Here is a 25867-nt window from a genome sequence, read left to right on the forward strand (position 1 = left end):
TGCAGAGCGGCAAGCCGGACCGGAGAACGGCCGCCGGACGACCGGTAACCCCCGGCGGAACCGGGGGCTAACCCCAGTGCGGCGGGCGCCGCCCCTTCCTACCGTGGACGGCATGACGGGAATGGACGCGCGGGACACCGACCTGAAGAAGGAACTCGACGCCACCCTGCACGCACGCAGGGATCTGGGCGAGGAGTACGAGTCGGCGCTGGTCGACTCGTTCCTGGACAAGGTCGACCAGCGGATCGACGGCGCGGTGGAGCGCCGGGTGCGCCGGCAGCTCGCCGAGCAGCAGATGCAGACGGCCCGGGACTCCCGGTCGCCGAAGGCCACGGACTCTTGGGGCGAGCGGTTCGGCTTCGGGATCGTCTCCCTGGTCCTCGCGGTGCCGCTGTCCGCGATCGGCGGGGGCGTGGCCCGTCTGCCCGGGCTGCTCGTCGCCTGGGCCGGCATCGTCGGCGTCAACGTCGTCCAGGCGCTCCGCACCAACCCGGACCTCTTCGGGCGCCGCCGCAGGTCCTCCCAGGACGATGGCTGGGAGGACTGAGCGCGCGCACGCCGTTCAGACCTGCCGCGTCGGCAGCGCGACGATCTGCCGCAGGTTGACCCGGCGCGGCCGGCTCGTCACGTAGGCCACCAGGTCGGCCAGCTCCCCGGCGGACAGGGCGCCCACCTCGTCGAGCATGCCCTCGACCTGCCGGGACAGTTCGTCGTCGGCGATGTGGGTGCGCAGCTCGCTCTCCACGAAGCCGGGCTCGATGTTGGTGACCCGGACGTCCCGGGGCCCGAACTCCCCGCGCAGGGCTTCCGACAGGTAGGTGACGGCCGCCTTGGTCGCGCCGTACACCGCGTAGTTCGGGAAGCTGACGTGCGCGGCGATGGACGAGATGTTCACGATGTCGGCCGTACGGCCTTCCGCGGCGGCGCTCACCAGGTCGCCGGTGAAGGCGCCGGTCATCCGCAGCACCCCGGCGACGTTGGTGTCGAGCATCCGCTGCCACTCGTCGGCGCGCCGGGCGTCCACGGGGTGGGGCAGCATGACGCCGGCGCAGTTCACGACCAGGTCGACGGTCCCGTACTCCGCGTGGACGCGATCGGCGGCGTCGGCCACGGACGTCTCGTCGGTGACGTCCGCGGCTACGGCCAGGGCCTGCCCGCCGTCGGCCCGGATCTTCCCGGCGATCGCCGTCAGCCGGTCCGCCCGCCGGGCCAGCAGGGCCACCCGGGCCCCGCGCGCGGCCAGCAGCACGGCGACGGCCTCGCCGATCCCGCTCGCTGCTCCGGTGACGACGGCGGTACGGCCGGCCAGGTTGTCGTACGACATGGGATACCCCTTCGGTGGCGGCCGGGGCGTGTCCCCGGCCTGGCCACCACCCTCGGCGGCTTCGGCCACGCCACCCAGGGCTGCGCTCATCCTGGGTCCGGCAGTACCAGGTTCGCCGGGCCGGGGCGGCCTAGGCTCGGATCCATGGACGGAGAACTGGGAGACTTCCTGCGCTCGCGCCGCGCCCGGATCCGGCCGGAGGAGGTGGGGCTGCCCTCGTACGGCCGCCGCCGCGTCCCGGGTCTGCGCCGCGAGGAGGTGGCGCAGCTGGCCGGGGTGAGCGTCGACTACTACGTCCGCCTGGAACAGGGCAGGGGGCCCGGGGACCCCGGCCGGACCAAGTCCGGGGGTGTCTCGGACGCCGTGCTGGACGCGATCGCCCGGGTGCTGCGGCTGGACGAGGCCGAGCACGCGTATCTGCGGGCGGTGGCCCGGCCGCGCCGGCAGGACGGGCCCGGGGCCGCCATGTCCCGGGTGCGCCCGGGGGTCCGGCTGCTCCTGGACGGCATGGACCGCAACCCCGCCTACGTCCTGGACCACCGTATGGAGGTCCTCGCGTGGAACGCCCTCGCCGACGCCGTGCTCGGCTTCAGCGGCCCGGGCGACCTCAGCCTGCCGCGCCGGACCTTCCTCGACCCCGCCTCGCGTGAGCTCTATCCGGACTGGTCCGCGATCGCCGCCCAGACGGTCGCGCACCTCCGTCTGCAGGCGGGCCACCATCCCGGGGACCCCGTCACGGGGGAACTCGTCGCCGGACTCACCCGGGCCAGCGAGGAGTTCCGGTGTCTGTGGGCCGATCATCTGGTCAAGCCCTGCGACCACGGCGTGAAGCTCCTGCGGCACCCGGTCGCGGGCCTGCTGACCCTCCCCTACGAGACGCTCACAATCCCGGCGGCCCCGGACCAGACGATCGTGGCCTACATGCCCGAGCCGGGCTCGGAGACGGCGGAGCGCCTGGCGCTGCTGGGGAGCTGGTCCTCAGTCGTCCCCGAAGCCCCGGAACGTGCCTGAGGCGTCCGCGGCGTCGGCGTACTCGGCGAAGTCCAGGTTGGCGATGCTCAGGTTGGCGGACATCCCCGGGTACCAGCGGACCGGGACGCGGAAGGTCCGCCCCGGCTCCGTGAAGAGGTCGACTGCCAGCAGCGGGTGCTCCGGGCCGGCCAGGGCCGTCGCGTCGGCGAGGAAGACCTCGCATATCCGCTCGTCCTCCGCGGCGGCCGACTCCTCGGCGAGCAGCGTCTGAACGCCGGCGTCGGCGAACCGGGGGTCGCTGACGCGGGTGGCGCACGGATGCTCGTCGGCCCCGTCGAGAGCGGCACACAGCGCCTCCCACGCCGCGTCGTCGCCGAAGTCGGTGCGCAGGACGAGCGTGGTCAGGTCGTGGGGCTGAGGCAGTGGCATGGCGGGGATCCTGCCATCCGCCACTGACAGCCCGGCGGCCGGAGGCCCGGGAAGGATGATGCGCGGGGACCGCCGCACCCCCGTGAACGGGGGGCGGGACGACGGCGGTCCCCGCGAAGGACGCGGGCCCGGTCAGGGCCGGGCGTGCGCGTCCATGGCGTCCGTGGAGGTCCGGGAGCCGCTCCGGAGGTCCTGTGACGCCGTTTCGGTGCCGGCCTGGGCGGGGAGCCGCTCCCGCCCTGCCGACACCCACCAATGTGCAGGACGCGTGTTAAGCGGGTGCTGCGCGAACGTGACACCCGCGTACCGGTTCCGCGACGTCCGCGAAGATCACGGACGCCGCAAGTTCACCCGGTTCACGGGCGGTTCACCGGGCGTTGGCCGTCACTTCCCCGTACGGGCGAGGAAGGACAGCAGGTCCTGCCGGCTGACCACACCGGTCGGCTTGCCCTCGACGAGGACGATCGCCGCGTCCGCCTTGCCCAGCACGGCCATCAGGTCGGCGACGGGTTCGCCGGAGCCGACCTGGGGCAGCGGGCCGGACATGTGCTTCTCCAGCGGGTCCTCCAGCGAGGCGCTCTTGCTGAACAGCGCGTCCAGCAGCTCGCGTTCGACGACGGAACCGACGACCTCGGCCGCCATCACGTCGGGGTGGCCGGCGCCCGGCTTGACGACCGGCATCTGCGAGACGCCGTACTCGCGCAGCACGTCGATGGCCTGACCGACCGTCTCCTCCGGGTGCATGTGGACGAGGGAGGGCATGAGGTCGCCCTCCTTGTCGGCGAGGACGTCACCGACGCGGGCGCTCGGGCCCGTGTCCTCCAGGAAGCCGTAGTCGGCCATCCACTCGTCGTTGAAGATCTTGCTGAGGTAGCCGCGGCCGCTGTCGGGCAGCAGCACCACCACGACGTCGTCCTCGTCGAGCCGCGCGGCGACCTCCAGCGCGGCCACGACGGCCATGCCGCAGGAGCCGCCGACGAGCAGGCCCTCCTCCTTGGCGAGGCGGCGGGTCATCTGGAAGGAGTCCTTGTCGGAGACGGCGACGATCTCGTCCGCGACGGTCCGGTCGTAGGCGGTCGGCCAGAAGTCCTCACCGACGCCCTCGACGAGGTAGGGCCGGCCGGAGCCGCCGGAGTAGACGGAGCCCTCGGGGTCCGCGCCGACGACCTGCACCGAGCCGTCGCTGGCCTCCTTCAGATAGCGGCCGGTCCCGGAGATGGTGCCGCCGGTGCCCACGCCCGCCACGAAGTGGGTGATCTTCCCCTCCGTCTGCTCCCACAGCTCGGGGCCGGTCGAGTGGTAGTGGGAGAGCGGATTGTTGGGGTTGGAGTACTGGTCGGGCTTCCAGGCTCCGGGCGTCTCGCGGACCAGCCGGTCGGAGACGTTGTAGTAGGAGTCCGGGTGCTCGGGGTCGACGGCGGTCGGGCACACCACGACCTCGGCGCCGTACGCGCGCAGCACGTTGATCTTGTCGGTGCTCACCTTGTCGGGGCACACGAAGATGCACTTGTACCCCTTCTGCTGCGCCACGATGGCGAGCCCGACGCCGGTGTTGCCGCTGGTCGGCTCGACGATCGTGCCGCCGGGCTTGAGCGCGCCGCTCTCCTCCGCCGCCTCGATCATGCGCAGGGCGATACGGTCCTTCACCGAGCCGCCGGGGTTGAAGTACTCCACCTTGGCCAGGACGGTCGCCCTGATGCCCTTGGTCACGCTGTTGAGCTTCACCAGCGGGGTGTTGCCGACGAGGCTGATCATCGAGTCGTGAAATTGCACCGTTGTCTCCGGATGCCGCAAAAGAATCGGTCGTAGTGGTGCCGCCAGCCTATGACTTCGCCGTCGCCCGTGACGGTCGTTCACTCCCCGTTGAGATTGGGCGACGGGCTGTACGGGGCAAGCACTGGGTGTACGGGTTCGAGGAGGTGGCGGCGACGCATGACGAGCATGTCGAGGGCGAGGGTGGCCCGGCGGATCGCGGCCGGCGCGGCTTATGGCGGCGGCGGGATCGGTCTGGCCGGAGCGGCCACGGTGGGGCTGGTGCTGGCGGAGGTGCAGCTGGCGCGACGCCGGGTGAGCAACGGCACGTCACCACACGTGCCGCAGGCGGACGGGCTGTACGGCCGTATGTACGCCGGTCCGGCCGTGGCACCGCTGAGGCTGACGATGCTGGGCGACTCCACGGCCGCGGGCCAGGGCGTGCACCGCGGCGGGCAGACACCGGGGGCGCTCCTGGCGTCGGGGCTGGCGGCGCTGGCCGAGCGCCCGGTCGAGCTGCGCACGGTGGCGACGCCGGGGGCCTGTTCGGACGACCTGGACCGCCAGGTGGCCCTGGTGCTGGCCGATCCCGATCCCGTGCCCGACATCTGCGTGATCATGGTCGGCGCGAACGACGTCACCCACCGCATGCCCGCGACACGCTCGGTCCGTCATCTGGCCTCGGCGGTTCGCCGGCTGCGCACGGCCGGTGCGGAGGTCGTGGTCGGCACCTGCCCCGACCTCGGCACGATCGAGCCGGTGCGCCAGCCGTTGCGCTGGCTGGCCCGACGGGCCTCACGCCAGCTGGCGGCCGCCCAGACGATCGGAGCCGTCGAACAGGGCGGCCGCACCGTGTCGCTGGGCGACCTGCTGGGCCCCGAGTTCGCCGAGAACCCACGCGAGCTCTTCGGCCCGGACAGCTACCACCCCTCCGCCGAGGGCTACGCGACGGCGGCGATGGCGGTCCTGCCGACCGTCTGCGCGTCCCTGGGCCTGTGGCCCGCCGAGGAGGAGCGCCCGGACGCCTCCCGTCGCGAGGGCTTCCTGCCGGTGGCGCGGGCGGCGGCGGAGGCCGCCTCCGAGGCGGGCACGGAGGTCGCGGCGGCGATGCCGAGCGGGCCGCGCGGGCCGTGGGCGCTGCTGAAGCGCCGGCGGCGTCGGCGGGTACCCGAGCAGGAGCCGGCACCGGCCACACCGTCGAACTGACGGAACCCGCCGGACGTCGAAAAGCAAGCGCTTAGAAAACTGCGGCCAGGGTCACACCGCGACACCAGTGACCCAGCCCATACGTACGGGTAACTTCCCAGACAGCCCAAGCAGACCACCCGGTACGTCAATGGAGCCGTGATGCCCGAAGCCGTGATCGTCTCAGCCGCCCGCTCCCCCATCGGCCGCGCCGTCAAGGGCTCCCTCAAGGACCTCCGCCCGGACGACCTGACCGCCACGATCGTCCAGGCCGCCCTGGCCAAGGTCCCCGAGCTGGACCCGAAGGACATCGACGACCTGATGCTCGGCTGCGGCCTGCCCGGCGGCGAGCAGGGCCACAACCTCGGCCGCATCGTCGCCGTGCAGATGGGCATGGACCACCTGCCGGGCTGCACCATCACCCGGTACTGCTCCTCCTCCCTGCAGACCTCGCGCATGGCCCTGCACGCCATCAAGGCCGGCGAGGGCGACGTGTTCATCTCGGCGGGCGTGGAGACGGTCTCCCGCTACGCGAAGGGCAGCTCCGACGGCCTGCCCGACACGCACAACCCGCTCTTCGCCGACGCCGAGGCCCGCACGGTCGCGACCGCCCAGTCCGAGGGCTCGACCTGGCACGACCCGCGCGAGGACGGCCTGCTGCCCGACCCCTACATCGCGATGGGCCAGACCGCCGAGAACCTGGCCCGCGCCAAGGGCGTCACCCGCCAGGACATGGACGAGTTCGGCGTCCGCTCGCAGAACCTCGCCGAAGAGGCCATCAAGAACGGCTTCTGGGAGCGCGAGATCACCCCGGTGACCCTCCCCGACGGCACGGTCGTCTCCACGGACGACGGCCCCCGCGCCGGCGTCACCCTGGAGGGCGTGCAGGGCCTCAAGCCGGTCTTCCGCCCCGACGGCCTGGTCACGGCCGCCAACTGCTGCCCGCTGAACGACGGCGCCGCGGCCCTCGTGATCATGTCCGACACCAAGGCCCGCGAGCTGGGCCTCACCCCGCTCGCCCGGATCGTGTCGACCGGCGTCTCCGGCCTGTCGCCCGAGATCATGGGCCTCGGCCCGGTGGAGGCCAGCAAGCAGGCCCTCGGCCGCGCCGGACTGACGATCGGCGACATCGACCTGGTCGAGATCAACGAGGCGTTCGCCGCCCAGGTGATCCCCTCCTACCGCGACCTGGGCATCCCGCTGGAGAAGCTGAACGTCAACGGCGGCGCCATCGCCGTCGGCCACCCCTTCGGCATGACCGGCGCCCGCATCACCACCACGCTCATCAACTCCCTGCAGTTCCACGACAAGCAGTTCGGTCTGGAGACGATGTGCGTCGGCGGCGGCCAGGGCATGGCCATGGTCATCGAGCGCCTCAGCTGAGCGGCGCACCGTAGCCGCCATAGCACCCCCTGTGAGCCCCCGGCCCAGAACCCTGGAAACACCAGGGTTCTGGGCTGTTTTGTGATCCAATCTCCCCCAGGATGTGACCTATCTCCCTCCGCCAGGGGAGAACCCCAGGTCACAGCAGCCCCACCCCCTCCCCCGGCACCGAAGCCCTGTCCGTTTCGTGACCTTACGCACTGACAGCTGGTTAGTCCGCCCTTCAAGCTGATGTAGGAAGTCGGGGGTCGACTTTGAACCGGGAGTACGTCAGTGAGCGCCATGCCGATCGCGTTGCTGGTCACCACGGCCGCCACGGGCGCCGTGGGCGTCGCCGTCCTGCGCACCGTCCTGCAGCTGCGCCGACAGGTCGCGGCCCTGCACACCGCGCTGGCCGAGAGCCGCGCCGCCACCACCCGTGCGCTGCTGCCCGCCGCTCGTACCGCTGCCGACACCGATGAGATACGCGCCGCCGTTGCGGCCGCGCTCGCCGAGGAGCGGGAGCGGGAGCTCGCCGAGGCGCGGGCGTTCTGGGCCGCCCAGGAGGCCCGTGACGCCTCCGACGCGCCCTCCCTGCTGGGCCTGCCCGAGGTCGATCTGTTCCTGCCCCGCCAGGCCGATTTCGCCGGCCTGGAGCCGGTGTCCGAGCCCGGCGCGGAGGCCGAGGAGCCGGCCGCCGAGTCCCCGGAGCTGGCCGCGGCCCGCCGCCGCCACCCCTCCCACCCGGACTTCGTGCCGACGCAGTCGCCGGTCGTCAACGACCACGAGCGCACCGTCGCCACCCTGGAGGAGCTGGCGTCCTCCCGCGTCGAGCTGACGGACGTCCGCCCCGGCCCGCTGGGCACCCTGGACGTCTACGTGTTCGCCGACGGCACGACCCTGTGCATGACCCCGGGCCACCGCGAGACGGCGGAACACCTCGCCGCGGCCCTGCGCACGGGCAAGACCCCGGTGCTCCTGGGCGGCTCCGGCATCTCCGGCGCCTACACCCTGACGTTCGAGTGCGGCGAGGAGAACGTCTACATCCTGGCCGACCGCGTCATCGCGTCCCTGTAGAGAAGCGCCCCTTCAAGGGGGTCACACCCCCGCCCGCTTCTGCGCTTCCTCCACCCACCGCACCGCTTCCTCGACGTCGGCGTCACCGGGAATCACAACGGCCAGATCATGCCCGGCAACGGTGATCTGATCTGCCGCTGCAAACATCCCCGCATCCGGCATCTCCCGAGGCTCCACGCCCTCGAGGACCTGCGCCCTCCGGGCCAGCTCCCTGGCCAGCTCCAGAGCCTCGGCGGCAGCTCCCCGCTGCAACCGGCTCTGGGGCGCGGCCCTCAAACGATCGGCGAAGTGCTCCACCGCACGGGTCAGAGGCGTCGTATCAACCACGCCGCGAGCGTACGCGTCGCACCGGGACTGTTGCCAACGGGCGAACACTCAGGCACGGTGACCTGAAGGACCGGCTTACATCCCAGCGTCCGGAGGCGCCGATGTCCCAAGTCTTCTCCGAAGAGACCCATCGCAACATGCTCGCCCGCATCCCGCACTGCACCGGTCGTGAGATCTCCGACTGGTTGCGGACCGTCGAGGACGGCCCGTCACTCTTCCGCTTCGAGGAAAAAGTCAGCTGGCTCCGGCACGAACACAACCTCGCGTACGGCCACGCCAAGGCGATCATCCACGAGTACGACCTGAGGAGGGCCGCGCGCAAACTGCTCTAGGCGCGCACCACTCCGGGCCCGTGCGCCTGGACGACGAAGGGCCCCGGCCGGAGCCGGGGCCCTTCGCGCTACGACCGTCGGTACTAGTCGCTGCTGTTGAGGATCGAGATGAGCCTCAGGAACTCCAGGTAGATCCACACCAGCGTCAGCGTGAGGCCGAAGGCCGCGAGCCAGGCCTCCTCGCGCGGAGCGCCGTAGGCGACGCCGTCCTCGACCTGCTTGAAGTCCAGGGCGAGGAAGCAGGCGCCGAGGATGATGCCGATGACGCCGAAGACGACGCCGAGGGCACCACTGCGGAAGCCGAGGCCGTCACCGCCGCCGAACACCGCGAACAGCAGGTTCACGGTCATCAGCAGGATGAAGCCGAGCGCGGCCGCCATCACGAAGCCGTAGAAGCGGCGGTTGACGCGGATCCAGCCGGCCTTGTAGGCGATCAGCACACCGGCGAAGACCGCCATGGTGCCGATCACGGCCTGCATGGCCGCACCGTCGGCGATGCGGTTGTCGACGATGTTGGAGATGACGCCGAGGAAGACACCCTCGAACGCGGCGTACGTCAGGATCAGCGCGGGCGAGGCCTTGCGCTTGAAGGACTGCACGAACGCCAGGACCATGCCGATCAGCGCGGCACCGATGCCGATGCCGTAGCTGCGGCTGATGTTGGCGTCGTCGACCGGCAGCAGCGCCCAGGAGAGCGCCGCGGTGACGATGAGCACGCCGAGCGTGCTCGCCGTGCGCAGGACGACGTCGTCGATGGTCATCCGGCCGGTGGTGGCCGGTGCCTGCGGCGGCGCGCCGTGCTGCAGGTCCTGCTGGGCGTAAGGGTTCTGCGCGTACGGGTTCTGCGCGTACTGGTCGCCCGTCGGCTGCGCGTACGGGTTGCCCTGGGTGGCGACAGCGGGACCCCCGGCCTGCGGCGCGGTGTTGAAGCCCGCGTAGCCGTTGTCGCGGCTGAACCCCCGTCGCGAGAAGACCGGGTTTCTGCTCCTCATTTCACTCCTCCATGGCCACCAGGCGTGGCCTTGGCTCAAGAGTAATAGGTAGGCAAAGGAATGACCCTACTGCTTGGGGAGGATCTTTCCCTCATCGTGCTGCGCAACACGCTACGTGGCTTCGTCATTCCCCTCACCGGAGGGGGGCATTCAGCGGCTCATCCGAAGGGGAAGCCCGTGTACGCCTCCGCCAGGTCCGTCTCGGCGGCGCGGGAGGAGGCGATCCGCTCCAGCCTGGCGAGCTGGAGCCGGTCCTCGAAGGCCGTCGCGCCGGGTGCGCGGTGCAGCAGGGTCGTCATGTCGTAGGAGAACCGTTCGGCCTGCCAGACGCGGCGCAGGCAGGTCCGCGAGTAGGCGTCGAGCAGCTCGGGTGATCCGGTCTCCTGCTGGTGGACGAGGGCCCGGGCGAAGGTGACGACGTCGCCGGCGGCGAGGTTCAGCCCCTTCGCCCCGGTCGGCGGCACGATGTGCGCGGCGTCGCCGGCGAGGAAGAGGCGGCCGTGGCGCATGGGCTCGTGGACGTAGGAGCGCATGGGGGTGACCGTCTTCTGGGTGATCGGGCCGCGCTGGAGGTACCAGTCGTCGGCGGTCTCGAACCGGCGCTCCAGCTCGTCCCAGATCTCGTCGTCGCCCCATGCCCCGGGGTCGGTGCCGTCGGGCACCTGGAGGTAGAGGCGGGAGACGGCCGGCGAGCGCATGGAGAGCAGGGCGAAGCCGCGCTCGTGGCGGGCGTAGACGAGCTCGTCGTGCGAGGGCGGCACGTCGGCGAGGATGCCGAGCCAGCCGAAGGGGTACGTCCGTTCGAAGACCTGGGTCAGACCGGCGGGGATCGCCTTGCGGGCCACGCCCCAGAAGCCGTCGCAGCCGACGACGTAGGAGCACTCCAGGACGTCCTCGCGGCCCTCGTGCCGGAAGCGGATCCGCGGGGTGTCGGTGCCGGCGTCCTCCACGGCCAGCGCCTCGGCCTCGAAGAGGAGGGGTCCGCCCTCGCGGAGCTGAAGGGCGATGAGGTCCTTGCACACCTCGGTCTGGGCGTAGACCATCACGGACCGGCCGCCGGTGAGCGCGGGGAAGTCGACGCGGTGGCGCGTGCGGTCGAAGCGCAGTTCGATGCCGTCGTGGCGCAGCCCTTCGCGGTCCATGCGCTCCCCGGCCCCGGCCGCGCGCAGCACGTCCGCCGTGCCCTGCTCCAGGATCCCGGCCCGCTGCCGCCGCTCCACGTAGGCACGGTCACGGCTCTCCAGGACGACGGAGTCGATGCCGGCGTTGTGGAGCAGCCGGGCGAGGAGGAGGCCGGCCGGGCCCGCTCCGATGATGCCGACGGTGGTACGCATCGGGCGACCTCTTCTCATCGATCTGCGTTCGTCAGGTGAAACTTCCTTCACCATGTGTCTGTGAGTTTCCGACGGCATGCGACCGCTGTCAACGGGCGCGCCGTGAACTCTTCAATGGACCACGCAGGGATCGGAAGGTGCCCGGAGCCGGACTCGAACCGGCACGCCCGCGAAGGGGCAGCGAGGTTTAAGCTCGCCGTGTCTGCATTCCACCATCCGGGCAGGCCGTGGGCTCCGCATCGAGGTTCCGAGACTATCCGGACGGGTCCCCCGAACAGCGGCAGCGTGGACCGATGTTGTCTTATTTTATTGACGTCTGAGGGTGCATCAGCACACGGAACACGCCATCCGCACTTGCCAATAGCCTTGCGTGCGGCGGTCGGCGGCGCATGCGGAATGACGGAATTTCACCGCCCGAACGAGGGCACTCCACCTGTTCTCGACAGCCGGAGGCACCGGTTCCCGACACCGGGGCCCCTCAGGGGCGTTCGTCATCCCCAGGTATGACACCGCCCGGCGCGGTCAGACCGCAGTCGGCCCTCGGAACCGGAACTACGGGTGACTACACGGCGGCGTGGGACCCGGACGATGGAACACGTCCATCCCCGAACCCAGCCCGTCCGACAGGAGAACCATCCCGTGACCACCGCACCCCTCACCGACCGGGCCACCACCGCGGCCGCGCGCGCCACGGATCTGTCGAAGATCTACGGACAGGGTGAGACCCAGGTGGTCGCCCTGGACCGGGTCTCCGTGGACTTCCGGCAGGCGGAGTTCACCGCGATCATGGGCCCCTCCGGGTCCGGCAAGTCCACGCTGATGCACTGCGTGGCCGGCCTCGACTCCTTCTCCTCGGGATCGGTGCGCATAGGCGACACCGAGCTCGGGTCCCTGAAGGACAAGCAGCTGACCAAGCTGCGCCGGGACAAGATCGGTTTCATCTTCCAGGCGTTCAACCTGCTGCCGACCCTGACGGCCCTGGAGAACATCACCCTTCCGATGGACATCGCGGGGCGCAAGCCGGACAAGCAGTGGCTGGACTCCGTCATCCGGATGGTCGGCCTGGCGGACCGGCTCGGCCACCGCCCGTCCCAGCTCTCCGGCGGCCAGCAGCAGCGCGTCGCCGTGGCCCGGGCGCTGGCCTCCCGGCCCGAGATCATCTTCGGCGACGAGCCCACCGGAAACCTCGACTCGCGCTCTGGCGCCGAGGTGCTGGGCTTCCTGCGCAACTCCGTGCGCGAACTGGGCCAGACGGTGGTGATGGTGACGCACGATCCGGTGGCCGCCGCCTACGCGGACCGGGTGATCTTCCTGGCGGACGGCCGGGTCGTCGACGAGATGCACGGGCCGACGGCCGACTCCGTCCTCGACCGCATGAAGGCGTTCGACGCCAAGGGCCGCACCAGCTGATCCCCCGTCAGGACCGACAGGACTGAGAAGAAGAACCCATGTTCCGTACCGCCTTGCGCAACGTGCTCGCGCACAAGGCCCGGTTGCTGATGACCGTGCTCGCCGTGATGCTCGGCGTCGCGTTCGTCTCCGGCACCCTGGTCTTCGCCGACACCCTCTCCAACGCCTTCCGCAACCAGTCGGCGAAGAGCTATGACGACGTCGCCGTCTCCGTCACCTCGTACGCCGACCCGGACGACCCCGAGCAGAAGTACGGCCTGACCGGCAAGGACCTCGACCGGATGTCGGCCGTGGACGGCGTCGCCGGGGTGTACGGCCGCGTCGAGGGCTTCGCCGGGGTCGCCGACCCCGACGGGAAGCTGATCGGCGTCGGCTGGTCCAACAAGGGCTCCAACTTCACCCCCGGCAAGGACGGCAAGGACCCCGCCTACACCTTCACCGACGGCTCGGGCCCGGTGCGGGACGACCAGATCGCCCTGGACAAGGACTCCGCGGCCAAGGGCGAGTACCGGGTCGGCGACCGGGTGCGCGTCGCGACCAACGGCCCGGTGAAGGAGTACACCCTCAGCGGGGTGTTCACCACCGAGGACGGCGCCGTGAACGCCGGCGGCAGCCTCGTCCTCTTCGACACCGCCGTCGCCCAGAAGCAGTACCTCAAGCCGGGCTACTTCGAGAGCGCCACCGTCACCGCCGCCCCCGGCGCGAACGACACGAGGATCCTGGACGCGGTCAAGCCGCTGCTGCCGGCCACCGCCGAGGCGCAGACCGGCCAGGCGCTCGCCGACGAACAGGCCGAGCAGATCGAGCAGGGCATGGGCAACCTCAAGCAGGTCCTGCTCGGCTTCGCGGGCATCGCGCTCTTCGTCGGGATCTTCCTGATCTCCAACACGTTCACGATGCTGGTCGCCCAGCGCACCAAGGAGATCGCCCTGATGCGCGCCGTCGGCGCGTCCCGCAGGCAGATCACCCGCTCGGTGCTGGCCGAGGCCGCGCTGGTGGGTCTGGTCGCCTCGGCCGTCGGCTTCGTCCTCGGCATCGGCCTGGCGGTCGGACTGCGCTCCGGCATGGCCGCCTTCGACATGAAGATGCCGGACGGTCCGCTGGTGCTGTCCGCCACGCCGGTGATCGCGGCGTTCGCGGTGGGCGTGCTGATCACGACGTTCGCCGCCTGGCTGCCCGGCCGCCGGGCCGCGAAGATCCCGCCGGTGGCCGCCATGAACAGCGTCCACGCGGTGGCCACCACCAAGTCCCTGGTGCTGCGCAACTCCGTCGGTGCGGCCGTGACCGCCCTCGGCGCGGTGGGGATCGTGGCGGGTGCCTCGACCGGCGGCGACGACGGCCGGATGTACATCGGGGCGGGCGCGTTCCTCGCGCTGATCGGCGTGATCATCCTGATCCCGCTGCTGTCCCGGCCCGTGATCGCGCTCGTCCGGCCGCTGCTCGTCGGCCCCTTCGGGGTGGCGGGCAAACTGGCCGGCCAGAACGCCGTCCGCAACCCGCGCCGCACCGGAGCCACCGCCTCTGCGCTGGCCATCGGGCTGACGCTGGTGACCGGCCTGTCGGTGCTCGGCGTCACGGTCGGCACGGCCATCGACAAGATGACCACCGACAACATCAAGGCCGACTACATGGTCTCGATGGCCAACGGCGGTGACCTCGACCGGTCCGCGCTGTCGGCCCTGGAGAAGGCGAAGGGCGTGTCCGCGGTCTCACCGCAGCAGGACGCCTACTTCCAGCTCGACGGCAAGGACTACGTGTCCGCCTCGGCGGTCACCCCCGGCGACATCGAGAAGGTCCTGACCGTCGACGTCGTCAGCGGCAGTGCGGACTCCCTCGCCGAGGGCCGGATCGCGGTCGCCGAGAAGACGGCGAAGAACAGGGGCTGGAAGACCGGCGACAGGCTCCCCGTCACCTTCGGCGACGACAAGAAGGCCACGCTGACGGTCGGCGCCGTCTACAAGGACAGCGAGTTCCTCTCCCCCGTGCTCGTCGACCGGAAGATCGTGGACCGGCACGAGACGAAGCCGTCCATCCGGCAGATCTTCGTCAAGGTCGACGGCGGCCAGTCCGCGGCGAACGAGCAGGTCGTCGTCGACGCGCTGGGCGACAACCCGGCGATCACCGTGATGGACAAGCAGGACATCCGCAACGAGTTCGGCGGCGCCATCAACACCCTGCTCAACGTCATGTACGGCCTGCTGGCGATGGCCCTGATCATCGCGGTGCTGGGTGTCGTCAACACCCTCGCGATGTCGGTCTTCGAACGGCAGCAGGAGATCGGCATGCTGCGCGCCATCGGTCTGGACCGGCGCCGGGTGAAGCGGATGGTCCGGCTGGAGGCCGTGGTCATCTCGGTGTTCGGCGCGGTGGTCGGCATCGGTCTCGGGGCGTTCCTCGGCTGGGCGATCGGCGAGACCTTCGCGGACCAGATCCCGGGCTACGCGCTGGTACTGCCCTGGGACCGGATCGGAATCTTCCTGGTGCTGGCCGGTCTGGTGGGTGTCCTGGCCGCGATGTGGCCGGCCCGCAACGCCGCCCGGCTGAACATGCTGAACGCGATCAAGACCGAGTGACCCGGCCGCGCCGCGGCACACCGAAGGGCCGGCTCCCCCGCTGCGGGGAGCCGGCCCTTGCCGTCGGTACGGGTCAATCGCGGCCGGGCGCCCCCCAGGTGCGGGCCCGCAACGGCATCCCGGAGGCGCCCGACTCCGGCGCCCGGACGGCCAGGACCTGGTTGACGCCGATGCGGTTGCGCTCGAAGGCCAGCGCGGACGCCGCCATGTACAGGCGCCAGACGCGGGCGCGGCCGGGGCCGGCCAGCTGGACGGCACGCTGCCAGTCGGCCTCCAGGCGGGACACCCACTGGCGCAGGGTGAGGGCGTAGTGCTCGCGGATGGCCTCGACGTCGCGCACCTCGAACCCGGCGCGCTCCAACTGGGCCACGGTGCTGCCGATCGGCTGGAGCTCGCCGTCGGGGAAGACGTAGGAGTCGATGAAGGCGTCGACGCTGTACGTCGACTCGTCGCGCTGCGGGCGGCGGGCGATCTGGTGGTTCAGGAGCCGTCCGCCGGGCTTGAGCAGGTTGTACAGGTCGTCGGCGTACTCCAGGTACCGCTCGGCGCCGACGTGTTCGGCCATGCCGATGGAGGAGACCACGTCGTAGGGTCCGTCGCGGACGTCGCGGTAGTCCTGGACGCGGATCTCGACCTTGTCGGTAAGCCCCTCGCCGGCGACGCGCTTGCGGGCGTAGGCGGCCTGCTCCTGGGAGAGCGTGACGCCGACGACGTTCACGCCGTGCTCGCGGGCGGCGTGGATGGCCAGGGAGCCCCAGCCGCAGCCGACGTCGAGCAGCCGCAGGCCGGGTCTCAGACCGAGCTTGCGGCAGACGAGTTCGAGCTTGTCCCGCTGGGCCTGTTCGAGGGTGCTGTCCGGGGTGGGCCAGTAGGCGCAGGAGTACACCATGGACGGGCCGAGGACGATCTCGTAGAAGTCGTTGCCGACGTCGTAGTGGTGGCTGATGGCGCGGCGGTCGGTGCGCTTGGTGTGCAGGTGGCGGCGGGGGCTGCGGGCCTCTTCGCGGGGCGGGGCGGGTGGCAGCGGGGGGCCGGCGAGCCTGACCAGTCCGCGGACGGCGGCGCGGACCTCGGGGTCGCGCAGCGCCTGGGCGAGGGTACGGGCGTCCTCGCCGCGCTCCCAGATGAGACCCGCCAGCAGATCGAGGGTCGTGTAGAGGTCGCCCTCGATGTCGAGGTCCCCCGCCACCCAGGCGCGGGCCAGGCCCAGTTCGCCCGGCTTCCACAGCAGGCGGCGCAGCGCACGGCGATTGCGTACGACCAGGGCCGGCGCGCCCGGCGGGCCGGCCTGCGAACCGTCCCAGGCGCGGATGCGCACCGGGAGCGGCGCTCCCAGCAACTGTGTGAAGAGGCCCTGCAGCCGCGGCGCGGCGTCTGCCATGGTGTACACCTCCGTGACAGGTAATCCCGGAATGTCGGACACCACGTAAACACCTGCAGGGCTTCGGCGCAGTCCCCGGCACGCGTCATGTCTGGGCAAAACACGCCGAAGGGCCTCCCGCACCACGGATGGCGGGAGGCCCTTCGTCAGACGGATGACCGACCGGAGGTCAGGAGGCCTTGGCCTTCTCCTCGGTCTTCTCCTTCGGCGCGGCGGCGATCGGGGCCGGCTTGGCGGCCTCGTAGAACTCCTCGCGCGGCGTCTCCATCGCGCCGAGGGAGACGACCTCGCGCTTGAGGAACATCGCCAGGGTCCAGTCGGCGAAGACGCGGATCTTGCGGTTCCAGGTCGGCATCGCCAGACCGTGGTAGCCACGGTGCATGTACCAGGCGAGACGGCCCTTGAGCTTGATCTTCATCTTGCCCATGACGATCATCGCGACGCCCTTGTGGAGGCCGAGACCGGCCACCGCGCCCTTGTTGGCGTGGGCGTAGTCCTTCTGCGGGAAGCCCCGCATGCCGGACACGACGTTGTCGCCGAGGACCTTGGCCTGGCGCAGCGCGTGCTGGGCGTTGGGCGGGCACCAGGCGTTCTCGTTGCCCGCCTTGCGGCCGACGAGGTCCGGGACCTGGGCGTTGTCGCCGGCGGCCCAGATGTAGTCGGTGCCCTTGACCTGGAGGGTCGGCTCGCAGTCGACGTGACCGCGGGGGCCCAGCGGCAGGCCGTAGCGGGCCAGGGCCGGGTTGGGCTTGACGCCGGCGGTCCAGACGATGGTGCTGGAGTCGACCTCCAGGCCGTTCTTCAGCACGACGTGGCCGTCGACGCAGGAGTCCATGGAGGTGGACAGGTAGACCTCGACGCCGCGGCCTTCGAGGTGCTCCTTGCCGTACTTGCCGAGCTTGGGACCGACCTCGGGGAGGATCTTGTCGGCGGCGTCGACCAGGATGAAGCGCATGTCCTCACGGGACACGTTCTTGTAGTACTTCGCGGCGTCGCGGGCCATGTCCTCGACCTCGCCGATGGTCTCCGCACCGGCGAAGCCGCCGCCCACGAAGACGAAGGTGAGCGCCTTGCGGCGGATCTCCTCGTCGGTGGTGGAGTCGGCCTTGTCCAGCTGCTCCAGGACGTGGTTGCGCAGGCCGATGGCCTCCTCGACGCCCTTCATGCCGATGCCCTGCTCGGCGAGGCCGGGGATCGGGAAGGTGCGGGAGACCGCGCCGAGCGCGATCACCAGGTAGTCGAAGGGCAGCTCGTAGGCCTCGCCGACCAGCGGGGAGACCGTGGCGACCTTGCGGTCCTGGTCGATGGTGGTGACCCGGCCGGTGAGAACCTCCGCCTTGGGCAGCACGCGTCGCAGCGGGACGACGACGTGGCGCGGGGAGATGTTGCCGGCGGCGGCTTCGGGGAGGAAGGGCTGGTAGGTCATGTACGACCGGGGGTCGACGACCGTGACGGTCGCCTCGCCGTAGCGCATCTTCTTCTGGATGCGCCGAGCTGCGTACAGGCCTACGTACCCACCGCCTACTACGAGGATCCTGGGACGCTCCGTGGTGCTCATGCCATCGAGTATCCACCCGACTCAGGGGGGTGGCTCGTGCGCCCCTTCACAAGCTTGGGTGGGGTGTGTGCTATCCTCCGCGGCCCGCGTGATCCATGTCATGGTGACAACCGGGCCGCTTTATGCACCGCGGAGGGTTGTCAATGGCGCGTGAGCTGCCTCTCTGTGCCCGAGGAGCCGCCGTGAGGACCTCCGGAGCGTCACCGCGAGCCTCTTCCCGGACACCTCCATACCACGCTTCTGAACATGTTCAAGGGCCTGTTCAGCCCCCGGACGGGTCAACGGGACCCTTCTCTTCGCCCGGGAGGGCCGAATTCCTTGTGAAGAACTTCACGAACTTTCCCGACGGGCTGTCGCCCGGGGGTCGTCCGGACCCCCCGGGAGACGCTCATTCGTGATCCATGCCTGCTCAGAAGCGGGCTAGGCGACCGACCACGCGATGCCGTCGAGGATGTCGTGCTCGCTCACGACGACCTCCTCAGCACCGATCCGCTCCATGATCGACAGGAGGACGAGGGCGCCCGCCCCGATCACGTCGACCCGGCCCGGGTGCATGGACGGCACGGCCGCGCGCTCGGCGTGGGTGGAGCGCAGCAGCCACTCGGTGATCTCGCGGACCCGGTCGTGGGAGACGCGGGAGTGGTGGATGGCCTGCGAGTCGTACTCGGGCAGCTCCTGGGCGATCGCCGACACGGTCGTCACCGAACCGGCCAGGCCGACCAGCGTGCGCGCCTCGCGCAGCGGGACCGTCTGCTCGGCGAGGTCGAGCGCGGCCTCGATGTCGGCCCGCATCGCCGCGATCTGCTCCGCGGACGGCGGGTCGCTCACCGCCCCGTCCCGGACGAGGTGCCGCTCGGTCATGCGGACACAGCCGATGTCCACCGAGCGGGCCGCGCGGACCCGGTCGTCGCCCACGACGAACTCGGTCGAGCCGCCGCCGATGTCCACCACCAGGTAGGGCTTGGGGAGGTGGTCCCGCCCGGTCAGCTCCTTGGTGGCACCGGTGAAGGAGAACGCGGCCTCCTGGTCCCCGGAGATCACCTCGGGCTCGACGCCCAGGATGTCCAGCACCCCGCGCACGAACTCGTCCCGGTTCTCGGCGTCCCGGGAGGCGGAGGTCGCCACGAACCGCAGCCGCTCCGCCCCGTGCTCCTTGATGATCCCGGCGTACTCGCGGCACGCCGCGAAGGTCCGCTGGAGTGCCTCGGGGGCGAGCCGGCCGGTGCGGTCGACGCCCTGCCCGAGCCGGACGATCGTCATCCGGCGGTCCAGGTCGGTCAGCTCGCCGGTCGCCGGGTCGGCGTCGGCGACCAGGAGGCGGATGGAGTTCGTACCGCAGTCCACGGCGGCGACACGGGTCACTGGGCGTCCTCCTCGACGGGCGTCACGCACGGGCCCTTGCGCCACCACTCGGGCAGCATCGCGATCGCCTCGTCGCCGAGCGGGTTCACCCCGGGGCCGGCGGCCAGCGAGTGGCCCACCAGCACGTGCAGGCACTTCACCCGGTCCGGCATACCGCCCGCGCTCGGGAAGTTCTTCAGCTCCTCGATCTCGTCGCGCCGCCGGATGTAGTCCTCGTGCGCGGCCCGGTACGCCGCCGCCAGCTCCGGGTCCGAGGCCAGCCGCTCGGTCATCTCCTTCATCACCCCGTTGGCCTCCAGCGTGCCGATCGCCGAGGCGGCGCGCGGGCAGGTCAGGTAGTACAGCGTGGGGAACGGCGTCCCGTCCGGCAGCCGCGGGGCCGTCTCGACGACGTCCGGCTGTCCGCACGGGCAGCGGTGGGCGATCGCGCGCAGACCGCGCGGGGGCCGGCCGAGCTGCTGTTTGAAGGCCTCGACGTCCGCGTCGGTGGGCTCGGTGCGCGGGGTGGTCGGCGGGGGCGTTTCCATGACTGTCTTCAGGCTGTCTTTCTCTGATCGCCGGCTGGGAGGTCAGGTCACTGGCCGGAGGCGTCGGACTTGTCGACGCCGTCCCAGACGTTGGAGTACCAAGGGCGGTCCGCCGCCCCCAGGTCGGTGCGCGACTGCTTCGCCGCGTGCGGGTCGATGACGATGAACCCCGTCTCCCCCGGCATGACGTAGTGCAACCGCTTCCGGATCTGCTGCTCTGCGTACGCGTCGTCCTGCCAGCGCGCCTTCAGGTCGCGCAGCCGTTCGACGCGCTCACGGGCCTGCCGCTGTTCGCGCTGGAGGTCGTCGATCTCGGCGCGCTGCGAGACGTACTCCCGCATCGGGTAGGCCAGGGCCACGATCAGCGAGCACATCACCAGGGCGAGCAGCGCGGCCCGGCCGGTCAGCCGCGAGCGGCGGGCCTGGCGCTTGGTCTGGGAGCGGTAGACCCGGGCCGCGGTCTGCTCGCCGAGCAACCGGATCCTGGTCGCGGTGGAGAACCGGTCCCGGTCCTTCACGGCCATCTGTCCGCCTCCCGCTCCACCGTCATACGCGCGTACGTCCCCGGACACGGTACGGGACCGGGTACGGGGACGTACGTACGACGCTGTTACTTACGGCGCGGTCAGCCCTTGAAGCGCGGGAAGGCGCTGCGGCCGGCGTAGACCGCGGCGTCGTCGAGGATCTCCTCGATGCGCAGCAGCTGGTTGTACTTGGCGACGCGCTCGGAGCGGGCCGGGGCGCCGGTCTTGATCTGGCCGCAGTTGGTGGCGACGGCCAGGTCGGCGATGGTGACGTCCTCGGTCTCGCCGGAGCGGTGGGACATCATGCACTTGAAGCCGTTGCGCTGGGCCAGCTCGACGGCGTCCAGGGTCTCGGTCAGCGAACCGATCTGGTTGACCTTGACCAGGAGCGCGTTGGCCGCGCCCTCCTCGATGCCGCGGGCGAGGCGCTCGGGGTTGGTGACGAACAGGTCGTCGCCGACGAGCTGGACCTTGTCACCGAGCTTGGCGGTGATGGTCTTCCAGCCCTCCCAGTCGTCCTCGAACAGCGGGTCCTCGATGGAGACGAGCGGGTACGCGTCGACGAGCTCCGCGTAGTACTCGGTCATCTCGGCCGCCGAGCGCTCCTTGCCCTCGAAGGTGTAGACGCCGTCCTTGTAGAACTCGGACGCGGCGACGTCGAGCGCCAGGGCGATCTGCTCGCCGGGGGTGTAACCGGCTTCCTTGACCGCCTCCAGGATGAGGTCGAGGGCCTCGCGGTTGGAGCCGAGGTTCGGGGCGAAGCCGCCCTCGTCGCCGAGGCCGGTGGCCAGGCCCTTGCTCTTCAGGACCTTCTTCAGCGTGTGGTAGACCTCGGCGCCCCAGCGCAGGGCCTCGGAGAAGGACTCCGCGCCGATCGGGGCGATCATGAACTCCTGGATGTCCACGTTGGAGTCGGCGTGCGAGCCGCCGTTCAGGATGTTCATCATCGGCACCGGCAGCAGGTGCGCGTTGGGGCCGCCCAGGTAGCGGAACAGCGGCAGGTCGCTGGCCTCGGAGGCGGCGTGGGCGACGGCGAGCGAGACGCCGAGGATGGCGTTGGCGCCGAGGGAGCCCTTGTTGTCGGTGGCGTCCAGGTCGAACATCGCCTGGTCGATCAGGCGCTGCTCGGTGGCGTCATAGCCGACCAGCTCCGGGCCGATCTGCTCGATGACCGCGAGGACGGCCTTCTCCACACCCTTGCCGAGGTAGCGGTTCGAGTCGCCGTCGCGGAGCTCGATGGCCTCGAAGGCGCCCGTGGAGGCGCCGGACGGGACGGCGGCACGACCGGTGCTGCCGTCGTCGAGGCCGACCTCGACCTCGACCGTGGGGTTGCCTCGGGAGTCCAGGATTTCCCGGGCTACGACGACGTCGATGGACGGCACGAGCATCTCCTTCTTATGTGACGCGGGTACGCGGGCCGCGTGGGCCCGGCGAGGTGCGGAGCCTCGGTGGCTCGCGACATGAGCCTAACCGGCTCCGGGCGATCGGCCACCGGGTCGCCCACCCCATGGACAGAACCGAGAGTAAATTGTTTCCGAACGGAACAAAGCCGGTTCGCGAAGTCCGGCAGAAAAAACCCCGCTCCGGTGCGTACGGGGGATGACGCGCCGGAGCGGGGAGCTGGTGGGCCCTGGGCGGGCCCGGGTGGGCCGCTGCTTACTTCAGGTGCAGCTGCTGGCCCGGGTAGATGAGGTTGGCATCGTCGATGATGTCCTTGTTCAGCTGGTACAGCTTCTCCCAGCCGCCCTTGACCTTCTCGTCCGCGGCGATCGAGCTCAGGGTGTCACCCGTGACGACCTTGTACTCGCCGTCACCCTTCTTGACCTTCTTGCCGGTCGGGGTGGTGACGGTCTTCTTGGCCGCGGGGCGCTCGTCGGAGCGGGAGGCGGGCTGCTGCTGGGTCTCGCGGGTCTCGGTGCTCTGCTGGCTCTGCGAGGAGCTGCCCGAGTCGCTGGAGGAGCCGCCACCGGTGTAACCGGCGCTCGACAGGCCCTTGCCGCAGACCGGCCAGGCGCCCTTGCCCTGGCTCGCGAGGACCTTCTCGGCGATCTCGATCTGCTGGTCCTTGGTGGCCTGGTCGGCGGTGGAGGCGTACTTGGTGCCGCCGTAGCCGGACCAGGTGGAGGCGGAGAACTGCAGACCGCCGTAGTAGCCGTTGCCGGTGTTGATGGACCAGTTGCCGCCGGACTCGCACTGGGCGACCGCGTCCCACTCGGAGGCGGTGGCGGCGGAGGCGTTGCCGGCCGCCATCAGCGGGGCGGCGACGGCGGCACCGGTGACACCGGCGATGGCGATGACCCGAGAGGCCTTGGACGGACGGCGGTGCGTGCCCTTGCCGGAAAACAGCATGGAGAGATCCCCTCACCGACGCCTGCGAGGTGAGCTGTCGGGTTCGGGCCGGTTGAGTTGCCCGGCCGCGCCCCTCCCGGGACACGGCTTCACCCCAAGCCCTTCCGGCACAACTGTCCGGTCGGGCACCTACCTTGGGTCCCCCGCTCCTGCCTACGGCGCTTGACGCGACGACTGTTCCCGTACGGCCGCTGGCAGGATTCGGCGTTGCGGCAGCCGGGGCTCGCGGTGACGAGCGGTCACGACCGTAGACACGCGATCCACGGAATTTCAAAGACGATCAAGGCTTCTGAGATCTATCTCTCACCGGCCTTATACGGGACATTCAGTACGAAAACGTGACGTGAACTCACCCGGTTTAGGGGTGACTTCGGCCGCGGTTTCCGCACTGCCCGAACAGCTACCGCTCGTCCGCTTCGCCCTCGACCGTGAGCGTCTGACCGGGGTGAATGAGGTCCGGGTCGGCGCCGACCTCGTTCTCGTTGCCCTCGTAGAGCGCGTGCCATCCGCCGCTGACCCGAAGGGCGTCGGCGATGGACCAGAGGCTGTCGCCGATGCCCACGATGTAGGCACCTTCGGACGCGTCGCCGGAACTCTCGTCAGCGGGCGCGGAGTGACGCCCCGTGGACTTCTCCGCGCGGTCGCTCTCGGGCGTGCGGGTTTCGTCGGCACTGGGACCGCGATGACGGCCGGAGCCGGTCTCGGCCGACGCCGAGGAGTCGTCACCCTGCTGCGAGTCGCCCGGCTTGCCGCCCTCGGGAGTGGCCGACGGAGAGCCGTCGGGCTGCTCGCTCTGCGACGTTCCGCCGGATTTACGTGACTTGTCGGTCTTGGCGGTTTCGTCCTTCGAGGACGACGACGCGTCAGGGGACGGGGATGAAGAGGGGCTCTCAGAGGGGGATGAACCCAGCGAATCGAGCAATCCGGGCGAGTCCACCTCACCGGACGATTCGGATGAGTCGGATGATTCCGACCCCTTGTCCTGCTGGAGCCCCGAGAGCAGCCCGCAGGTGCGCCATGCGCCGACCCCCTGGTCGGCGAGGATTCTCTCCGCCACGGCTATCTGCTGGGAGCGGCTGGCCAGATCGGCGCTCGCGGCGTAGTCGAGGCCGCCGTGCTTCTCCCAGTCGTCCTGGGACAACTGCAGGCCGCCGTAGTAGCCGTTGCCGCTGTTCTGGCTCCAGGCGCCGCCGGTCTCGCAGTCCGCGACCCGGTCCCAGGTCGTGCCGTCGGCCGCGCTGGCACCGGAGGCCCCGAGGAGCGGGATCGCGATGGCGGAGCCGGTCACTCCTGCCGCCACGAGGAGAGCCGGAGCCTGACGGGGGCGGCGGTGCCGACCGTTCCCGGAGAGCATACGGAGACCTTTCGCGAGACAGCAGTGACCGTGCGGCGCGATTCCCCGCCGCGTTGATGGGTGAACGTATCGGCAGTCGATCACTTGTCACAAGTTCATGCCGCGCAGATCACGTGAAGATCACAGGTCTGATGTTTCGTCATGTCCGGCCGGTGCGAACTCCACCGGCAGCGTGCGCAGCCCCCGCATGATGAGGCCGCCGCGCCACCGAAGCTCGGCCGGATCCGCCGCGAGCCGGAGGTCCGGGAGGCGGGTGAGCAGGGTGGCGAGCGCGGTCTGGCCCTCCAGGCGGGCGAGCGGGGCACCGAGGCAGTAGTGGATGCCGTGGCCGTACCCGAGGTGCTGGTTGTCGCGGCGGGAGAGGTCCAGCACGTCCGGATCGGCGAACCGCTCCGGGTCCCGGTCCGCGGCGGCCAGGACCACGAGGACGGGGTCGCCGGCCTCGATGTGCTGCCCGCCGAGGGTGAGGGGCTGCGTGGCGAAGCGCCAGGTGGCGAGTTCGACGGGGCCGTCGTAGCGGAGGAGTTCCTCGACGCCGGTCTCCAGCAGGCCGGTCTCCCCCGCGGCGAGGGACGCCTGGAGCCGCGTGCGCTGCCCGGGGTGGGTGAGCAGGGCGTAGGTGCCGTTGCCGATCAGGTTCACGGTCGTCTCGAAACCGGCGAACAGCAGGATGAAGGCCATGGCCGCCGCCTCGTTCTCGGTGAGGTGCTCGCCGTGGTCGGAGGCGCGGATGAGACCGGAGATGAGGTCCTCGCCCGGGGCGGGCTCGGCGGGCAGCGCCTCGCGCTTGCGGTGGATGAGGTCGGCGAGGTAGCCGCGCATCTTCTTCACGGACCGCGCCACGCCGCCCCGCGGCCCACCCTGGTGGCGGATCATCATGCCCGCCCAGTCGCGGAAGTCGTCCTGGTCCTCGCGCGGGACGCCGAGCAGGTCGCAGATGGCGTAGATGGGGAGCGGGAAGGCGAACTCGTGGATCAGGTCGGCGGATCCCTTCCGCGCGAACCCGTCGATGAGGGTGTCGGTGAGCTCCTGCACCCGTGGCGCGAACTCGGCGACCCGGCGCGGGGTGAACGCCTTGGACACCAGCCGGCGCAGCCGGGTGTGGTCCGGCGGGTCGATGTTGAGCAGATGCGTCATCAGCTCCGCCTTGCGCTCCCCGGGGATACCGGTCTTGCCCTTGGCGTGCGCCGGTTCGTCGTGATGCGCGGGATTCTTGGAGAGCCGGCTGTCGGCGAGCGTCTGCTTGGCGTCGGCGTACCGCGTGACCAGCCAGGCCTCCACACCACTGGGGAGCCGCGTCTTGTGGACGGGGCTGTGCTCGCGGAGCCAGGCGTAGGCGGGGTAGGGGTCACTCGCGAACTCCCAGGTGAAGAGGTCGGGAGCGGTCGCGGGCGTGCTGGGCTGGGGCTGGTCGGTCACGCGTCGACCGTATCCGGCTTCCGGGCGCGCTTCTGCGTCTGTTGTGGTTGGGCTGGTCTGGTCTGGGCTGTCCCTGGCGATGTTCCGGCTTCCGGGGTTCCGGCCTCCGGCCCCGGGCTTCCGGGCTTCCGGGCTTCCGGGCTTCCGGGCTTCCGGGCTTCCGGGCTTCCGGGCGCCAGGGTTCCGGCCCGGCTGCGGACAGCCCCGCCTCCGGCCCTGGCCACCGGGCTACCGGGCTACCGGCCGCCAGGGTTCCGGCCCGGCTGCGGACAGCCCTCGCCTTTGGCCCCCGGCTTCCGGGCGCCCTCGCCTTGGTCCCCGGGC

The 25867-nt window shown here is 70.7% G+C and carries 23 protein-coding genes, 1 tRNA gene and 1 riboswitch; of the genes, 8 read left to right on the forward strand and 16 right to left on the reverse strand.

Translation table 11 applies throughout. From position 1 onward, the window contains the following. The first annotated feature begins 121 nt into the window (after positions 1–121). A complete protein-coding gene (locus RFN52_RS16005) occupies positions 122–547 on the forward strand; it encodes a hypothetical protein (RefSeq protein WP_184853910.1) in 426 nt (141 codons plus the stop codon). Between the two features lie 15 nt (positions 548–562). On the opposite strand, the gene RFN52_RS16010 is transcribed toward RFN52_RS16005, so the two are convergent. Beyond that, positions 563–1324: an SDR family oxidoreductase gene (locus RFN52_RS16010; RefSeq protein WP_184847124.1), complete on the reverse strand. Its 762-nt coding sequence runs from the start codon at positions 1322–1324 to the stop codon at positions 563–565. 144 nt (positions 1325–1468) lie between these two features. On the opposite strand from RFN52_RS16010, the gene RFN52_RS16015 reads away from it, so the two are divergent. Further along, positions 1469–2335: a helix-turn-helix transcriptional regulator gene (locus RFN52_RS16015; protein ID WP_184847126.1), complete on the forward strand. Its 867-nt coding sequence runs from the start codon at positions 1469–1471 to the stop codon at positions 2333–2335. On the opposite strand, the gene RFN52_RS16020 is transcribed toward RFN52_RS16015, so the two are convergent. After that, on the reverse strand, positions 2303–2725 hold the full coding sequence (locus RFN52_RS16020; RefSeq protein WP_184847129.1) for a DUF6924 domain-containing protein: 423 nt from the start codon (positions 2723–2725) through the stop codon (positions 2303–2305). The genes RFN52_RS16015 and RFN52_RS16020 overlap by 33 nt on opposite strands. Before the next feature lie 384 nt (positions 2726–3109). Then, a complete protein-coding gene (locus tag RFN52_RS16025) occupies positions 3110–4498 on the reverse strand; it encodes a cystathionine beta-synthase (RefSeq protein ID WP_184847130.1) in 1389 nt (462 codons plus the stop codon). Between the two features lie 159 nt (positions 4499–4657). Between RFN52_RS16025 and RFN52_RS16030 the strand changes: the two genes are divergently transcribed. From RFN52_RS16030 to RFN52_RS16040, 3 genes are all read left to right on the forward strand, one after another. Further along, positions 4658–5683 carry an SGNH/GDSL hydrolase family protein gene (locus RFN52_RS16030; protein WP_184847132.1) on the forward strand — a complete coding sequence of 342 codons (1026 nt, stop codon included), beginning with the start codon at positions 4658–4660 and terminating at the stop codon, positions 5681–5683. A 141-nt stretch (positions 5684–5824) separates the two neighbouring features. Next, the gene (locus RFN52_RS16035) at positions 5825–7045 is read left to right on the forward strand and encodes an acetyl-CoA C-acetyltransferase (RefSeq protein WP_184847134.1); all 1221 of its coding nucleotides are present in this window, start codon (positions 5825–5827) and stop codon (positions 7043–7045) included. Between the two features lie 273 nt (positions 7046–7318). Next, positions 7319–8101 (forward strand): hypothetical protein, encoded by a 783-nt coding sequence (locus RFN52_RS16040; RefSeq protein WP_062927270.1) that lies wholly within the window; start codon positions 7319–7321, stop codon positions 8099–8101. A gap of 21 nt (positions 8102–8122) precedes the next feature. Here the strand turns inward: RFN52_RS16040 and RFN52_RS16045 are convergent, their stop codons facing one another. Beyond that, on the reverse strand, positions 8123–8428 hold the full coding sequence (locus tag RFN52_RS16045; RefSeq protein WP_184847135.1) for a hypothetical protein: 306 nt from the start codon (positions 8426–8428) through the stop codon (positions 8123–8125). Positions 8429–8529: 101 nt separating this feature from the next. On the opposite strand from RFN52_RS16045, the gene RFN52_RS16050 reads away from it, so the two are divergent. Further along, positions 8530–8760: a DUF4287 domain-containing protein gene (locus RFN52_RS16050; protein ID WP_033312036.1), complete on the forward strand. Its 231-nt coding sequence runs from the start codon at positions 8530–8532 to the stop codon at positions 8758–8760. An 83-nt stretch (positions 8761–8843) separates the two neighbouring features. On the opposite strand, the gene RFN52_RS16055 is transcribed toward RFN52_RS16050, so the two are convergent. The 3 genes from RFN52_RS16055 to RFN52_RS16065 all read right to left on the reverse strand — a co-directional run bounded on the left by RFN52_RS16055 (position 8844) and on the right by RFN52_RS16065 (position 11308). Then, positions 8844–9752 carry a Bax inhibitor-1/YccA family protein gene (locus RFN52_RS16055; protein WP_184847137.1) on the reverse strand — a complete coding sequence of 303 codons (909 nt, stop codon included), beginning with the start codon at positions 9750–9752 and terminating at the stop codon, positions 8844–8846. 158 nt (positions 9753–9910) lie between these two features. Next, on the reverse strand, positions 9911–11086 hold the full coding sequence (locus RFN52_RS16060) for a 4-hydroxybenzoate 3-monooxygenase (protein ID WP_184847139.1): 1176 nt from the start codon (positions 11084–11086) through the stop codon (positions 9911–9913). Positions 11087–11224: 138 nt separating this feature from the next. Then, positions 11225–11308 (reverse strand) — tRNA-Leu (locus RFN52_RS16065). 417 nt (positions 11309–11725) lie between these two features. On the opposite strand from RFN52_RS16065, the gene RFN52_RS16070 reads away from it, so the two are divergent. Further along, the gene (locus RFN52_RS16070) at positions 11726–12496 is read left to right on the forward strand and encodes an ABC transporter ATP-binding protein (RefSeq protein WP_184847141.1); all 771 of its coding nucleotides are present in this window, start codon (positions 11726–11728) and stop codon (positions 12494–12496) included. A gap of 38 nt (positions 12497–12534) precedes the next feature. Beyond that, on the forward strand, positions 12535–15069 hold the full coding sequence (locus RFN52_RS16075; RefSeq protein WP_184847143.1) for an ABC transporter permease: 2535 nt from the start codon (positions 12535–12537) through the stop codon (positions 15067–15069). Positions 15070–15142: 73 nt separating this feature from the next. Here RFN52_RS16075 and RFN52_RS16080 read toward each other — a convergent pair whose 3' ends face one another. From RFN52_RS16080 to RFN52_RS16120, 9 genes are all read right to left on the reverse strand, one after another. Continuing rightward, a complete protein-coding gene (locus RFN52_RS16080) occupies positions 15143–16450 on the reverse strand; it encodes a class I SAM-dependent methyltransferase (RefSeq protein WP_184847145.1) in 1308 nt (435 codons plus the stop codon). Between the two features lie 169 nt (positions 16451–16619). Further along, the gene (locus RFN52_RS16085) at positions 16620–18008 is read right to left on the reverse strand and encodes an NAD(P)/FAD-dependent oxidoreductase (RefSeq protein ID WP_184847147.1); all 1389 of its coding nucleotides are present in this window, start codon (positions 18006–18008) and stop codon (positions 16620–16622) included. 420 nt (positions 18009–18428) lie between these two features. Further along, a complete protein-coding gene (locus RFN52_RS16090; protein WP_184847149.1) occupies positions 18429–19370 on the reverse strand; it encodes a Ppx/GppA phosphatase family protein in 942 nt (313 codons plus the stop codon). Beyond that, entirely contained in the window at positions 19367–19897 is a 531-nt protein-coding gene (locus tag RFN52_RS16095) for a DUF501 domain-containing protein (protein WP_107457096.1), read from the reverse strand. Before RFN52_RS16095 ends, RFN52_RS16090 begins: the two co-directional genes overlap by 4 nt. A 47-nt stretch (positions 19898–19944) precedes the next feature. Continuing rightward, positions 19945–20421 carry an FtsB family cell division protein gene (locus RFN52_RS16100; protein ID WP_033312045.1) on the reverse strand — a complete coding sequence of 159 codons (477 nt, stop codon included), beginning with the start codon at positions 20419–20421 and terminating at the stop codon, positions 19945–19947. A 101-nt stretch (positions 20422–20522) separates the two neighbouring features. Then, complete coding sequence (gene eno, locus RFN52_RS16105; RefSeq protein WP_030844816.1) at positions 20523–21803, reverse strand: phosphopyruvate hydratase; 1281 nt, start codon at positions 21801–21803, stop codon at positions 20523–20525. A 274-nt stretch (positions 21804–22077) separates the two neighbouring features. After that, positions 22078–22770 carry a LysM peptidoglycan-binding domain-containing protein gene (locus RFN52_RS16110; RefSeq protein ID WP_184847151.1) on the reverse strand — a complete coding sequence of 231 codons (693 nt, stop codon included), beginning with the start codon at positions 22768–22770 and terminating at the stop codon, positions 22078–22080. 4 nt (positions 22771–22774) lie between these two features. Further along, positions 22775–22941: riboswitch (cyclic di-AMP (ydaO/yuaA leader) on the reverse strand. Positions 22942–23170: 229 nt separating this feature from the next. Beyond that, positions 23171–24124: a LysM peptidoglycan-binding domain-containing protein gene (locus tag RFN52_RS16115; RefSeq protein ID WP_184847152.1), complete on the reverse strand. Its 954-nt coding sequence runs from the start codon at positions 24122–24124 to the stop codon at positions 23171–23173. A gap of 120 nt (positions 24125–24244) precedes the next feature. Continuing rightward, the gene (locus RFN52_RS16120) at positions 24245–25543 is read right to left on the reverse strand and encodes a cytochrome P450 family protein (RefSeq protein WP_184847154.1); all 1299 of its coding nucleotides are present in this window, start codon (positions 25541–25543) and stop codon (positions 24245–24247) included. Between the last annotated feature and the right edge of the window lie 324 nt (positions 25544–25867).

Source organism: Streptomyces collinus (genome assembly GCF_031348265.1).
GTDB lineage: Bacteria > Actinomycetota > Actinomycetes > Streptomycetales > Streptomycetaceae > Streptomyces > Streptomyces collinus.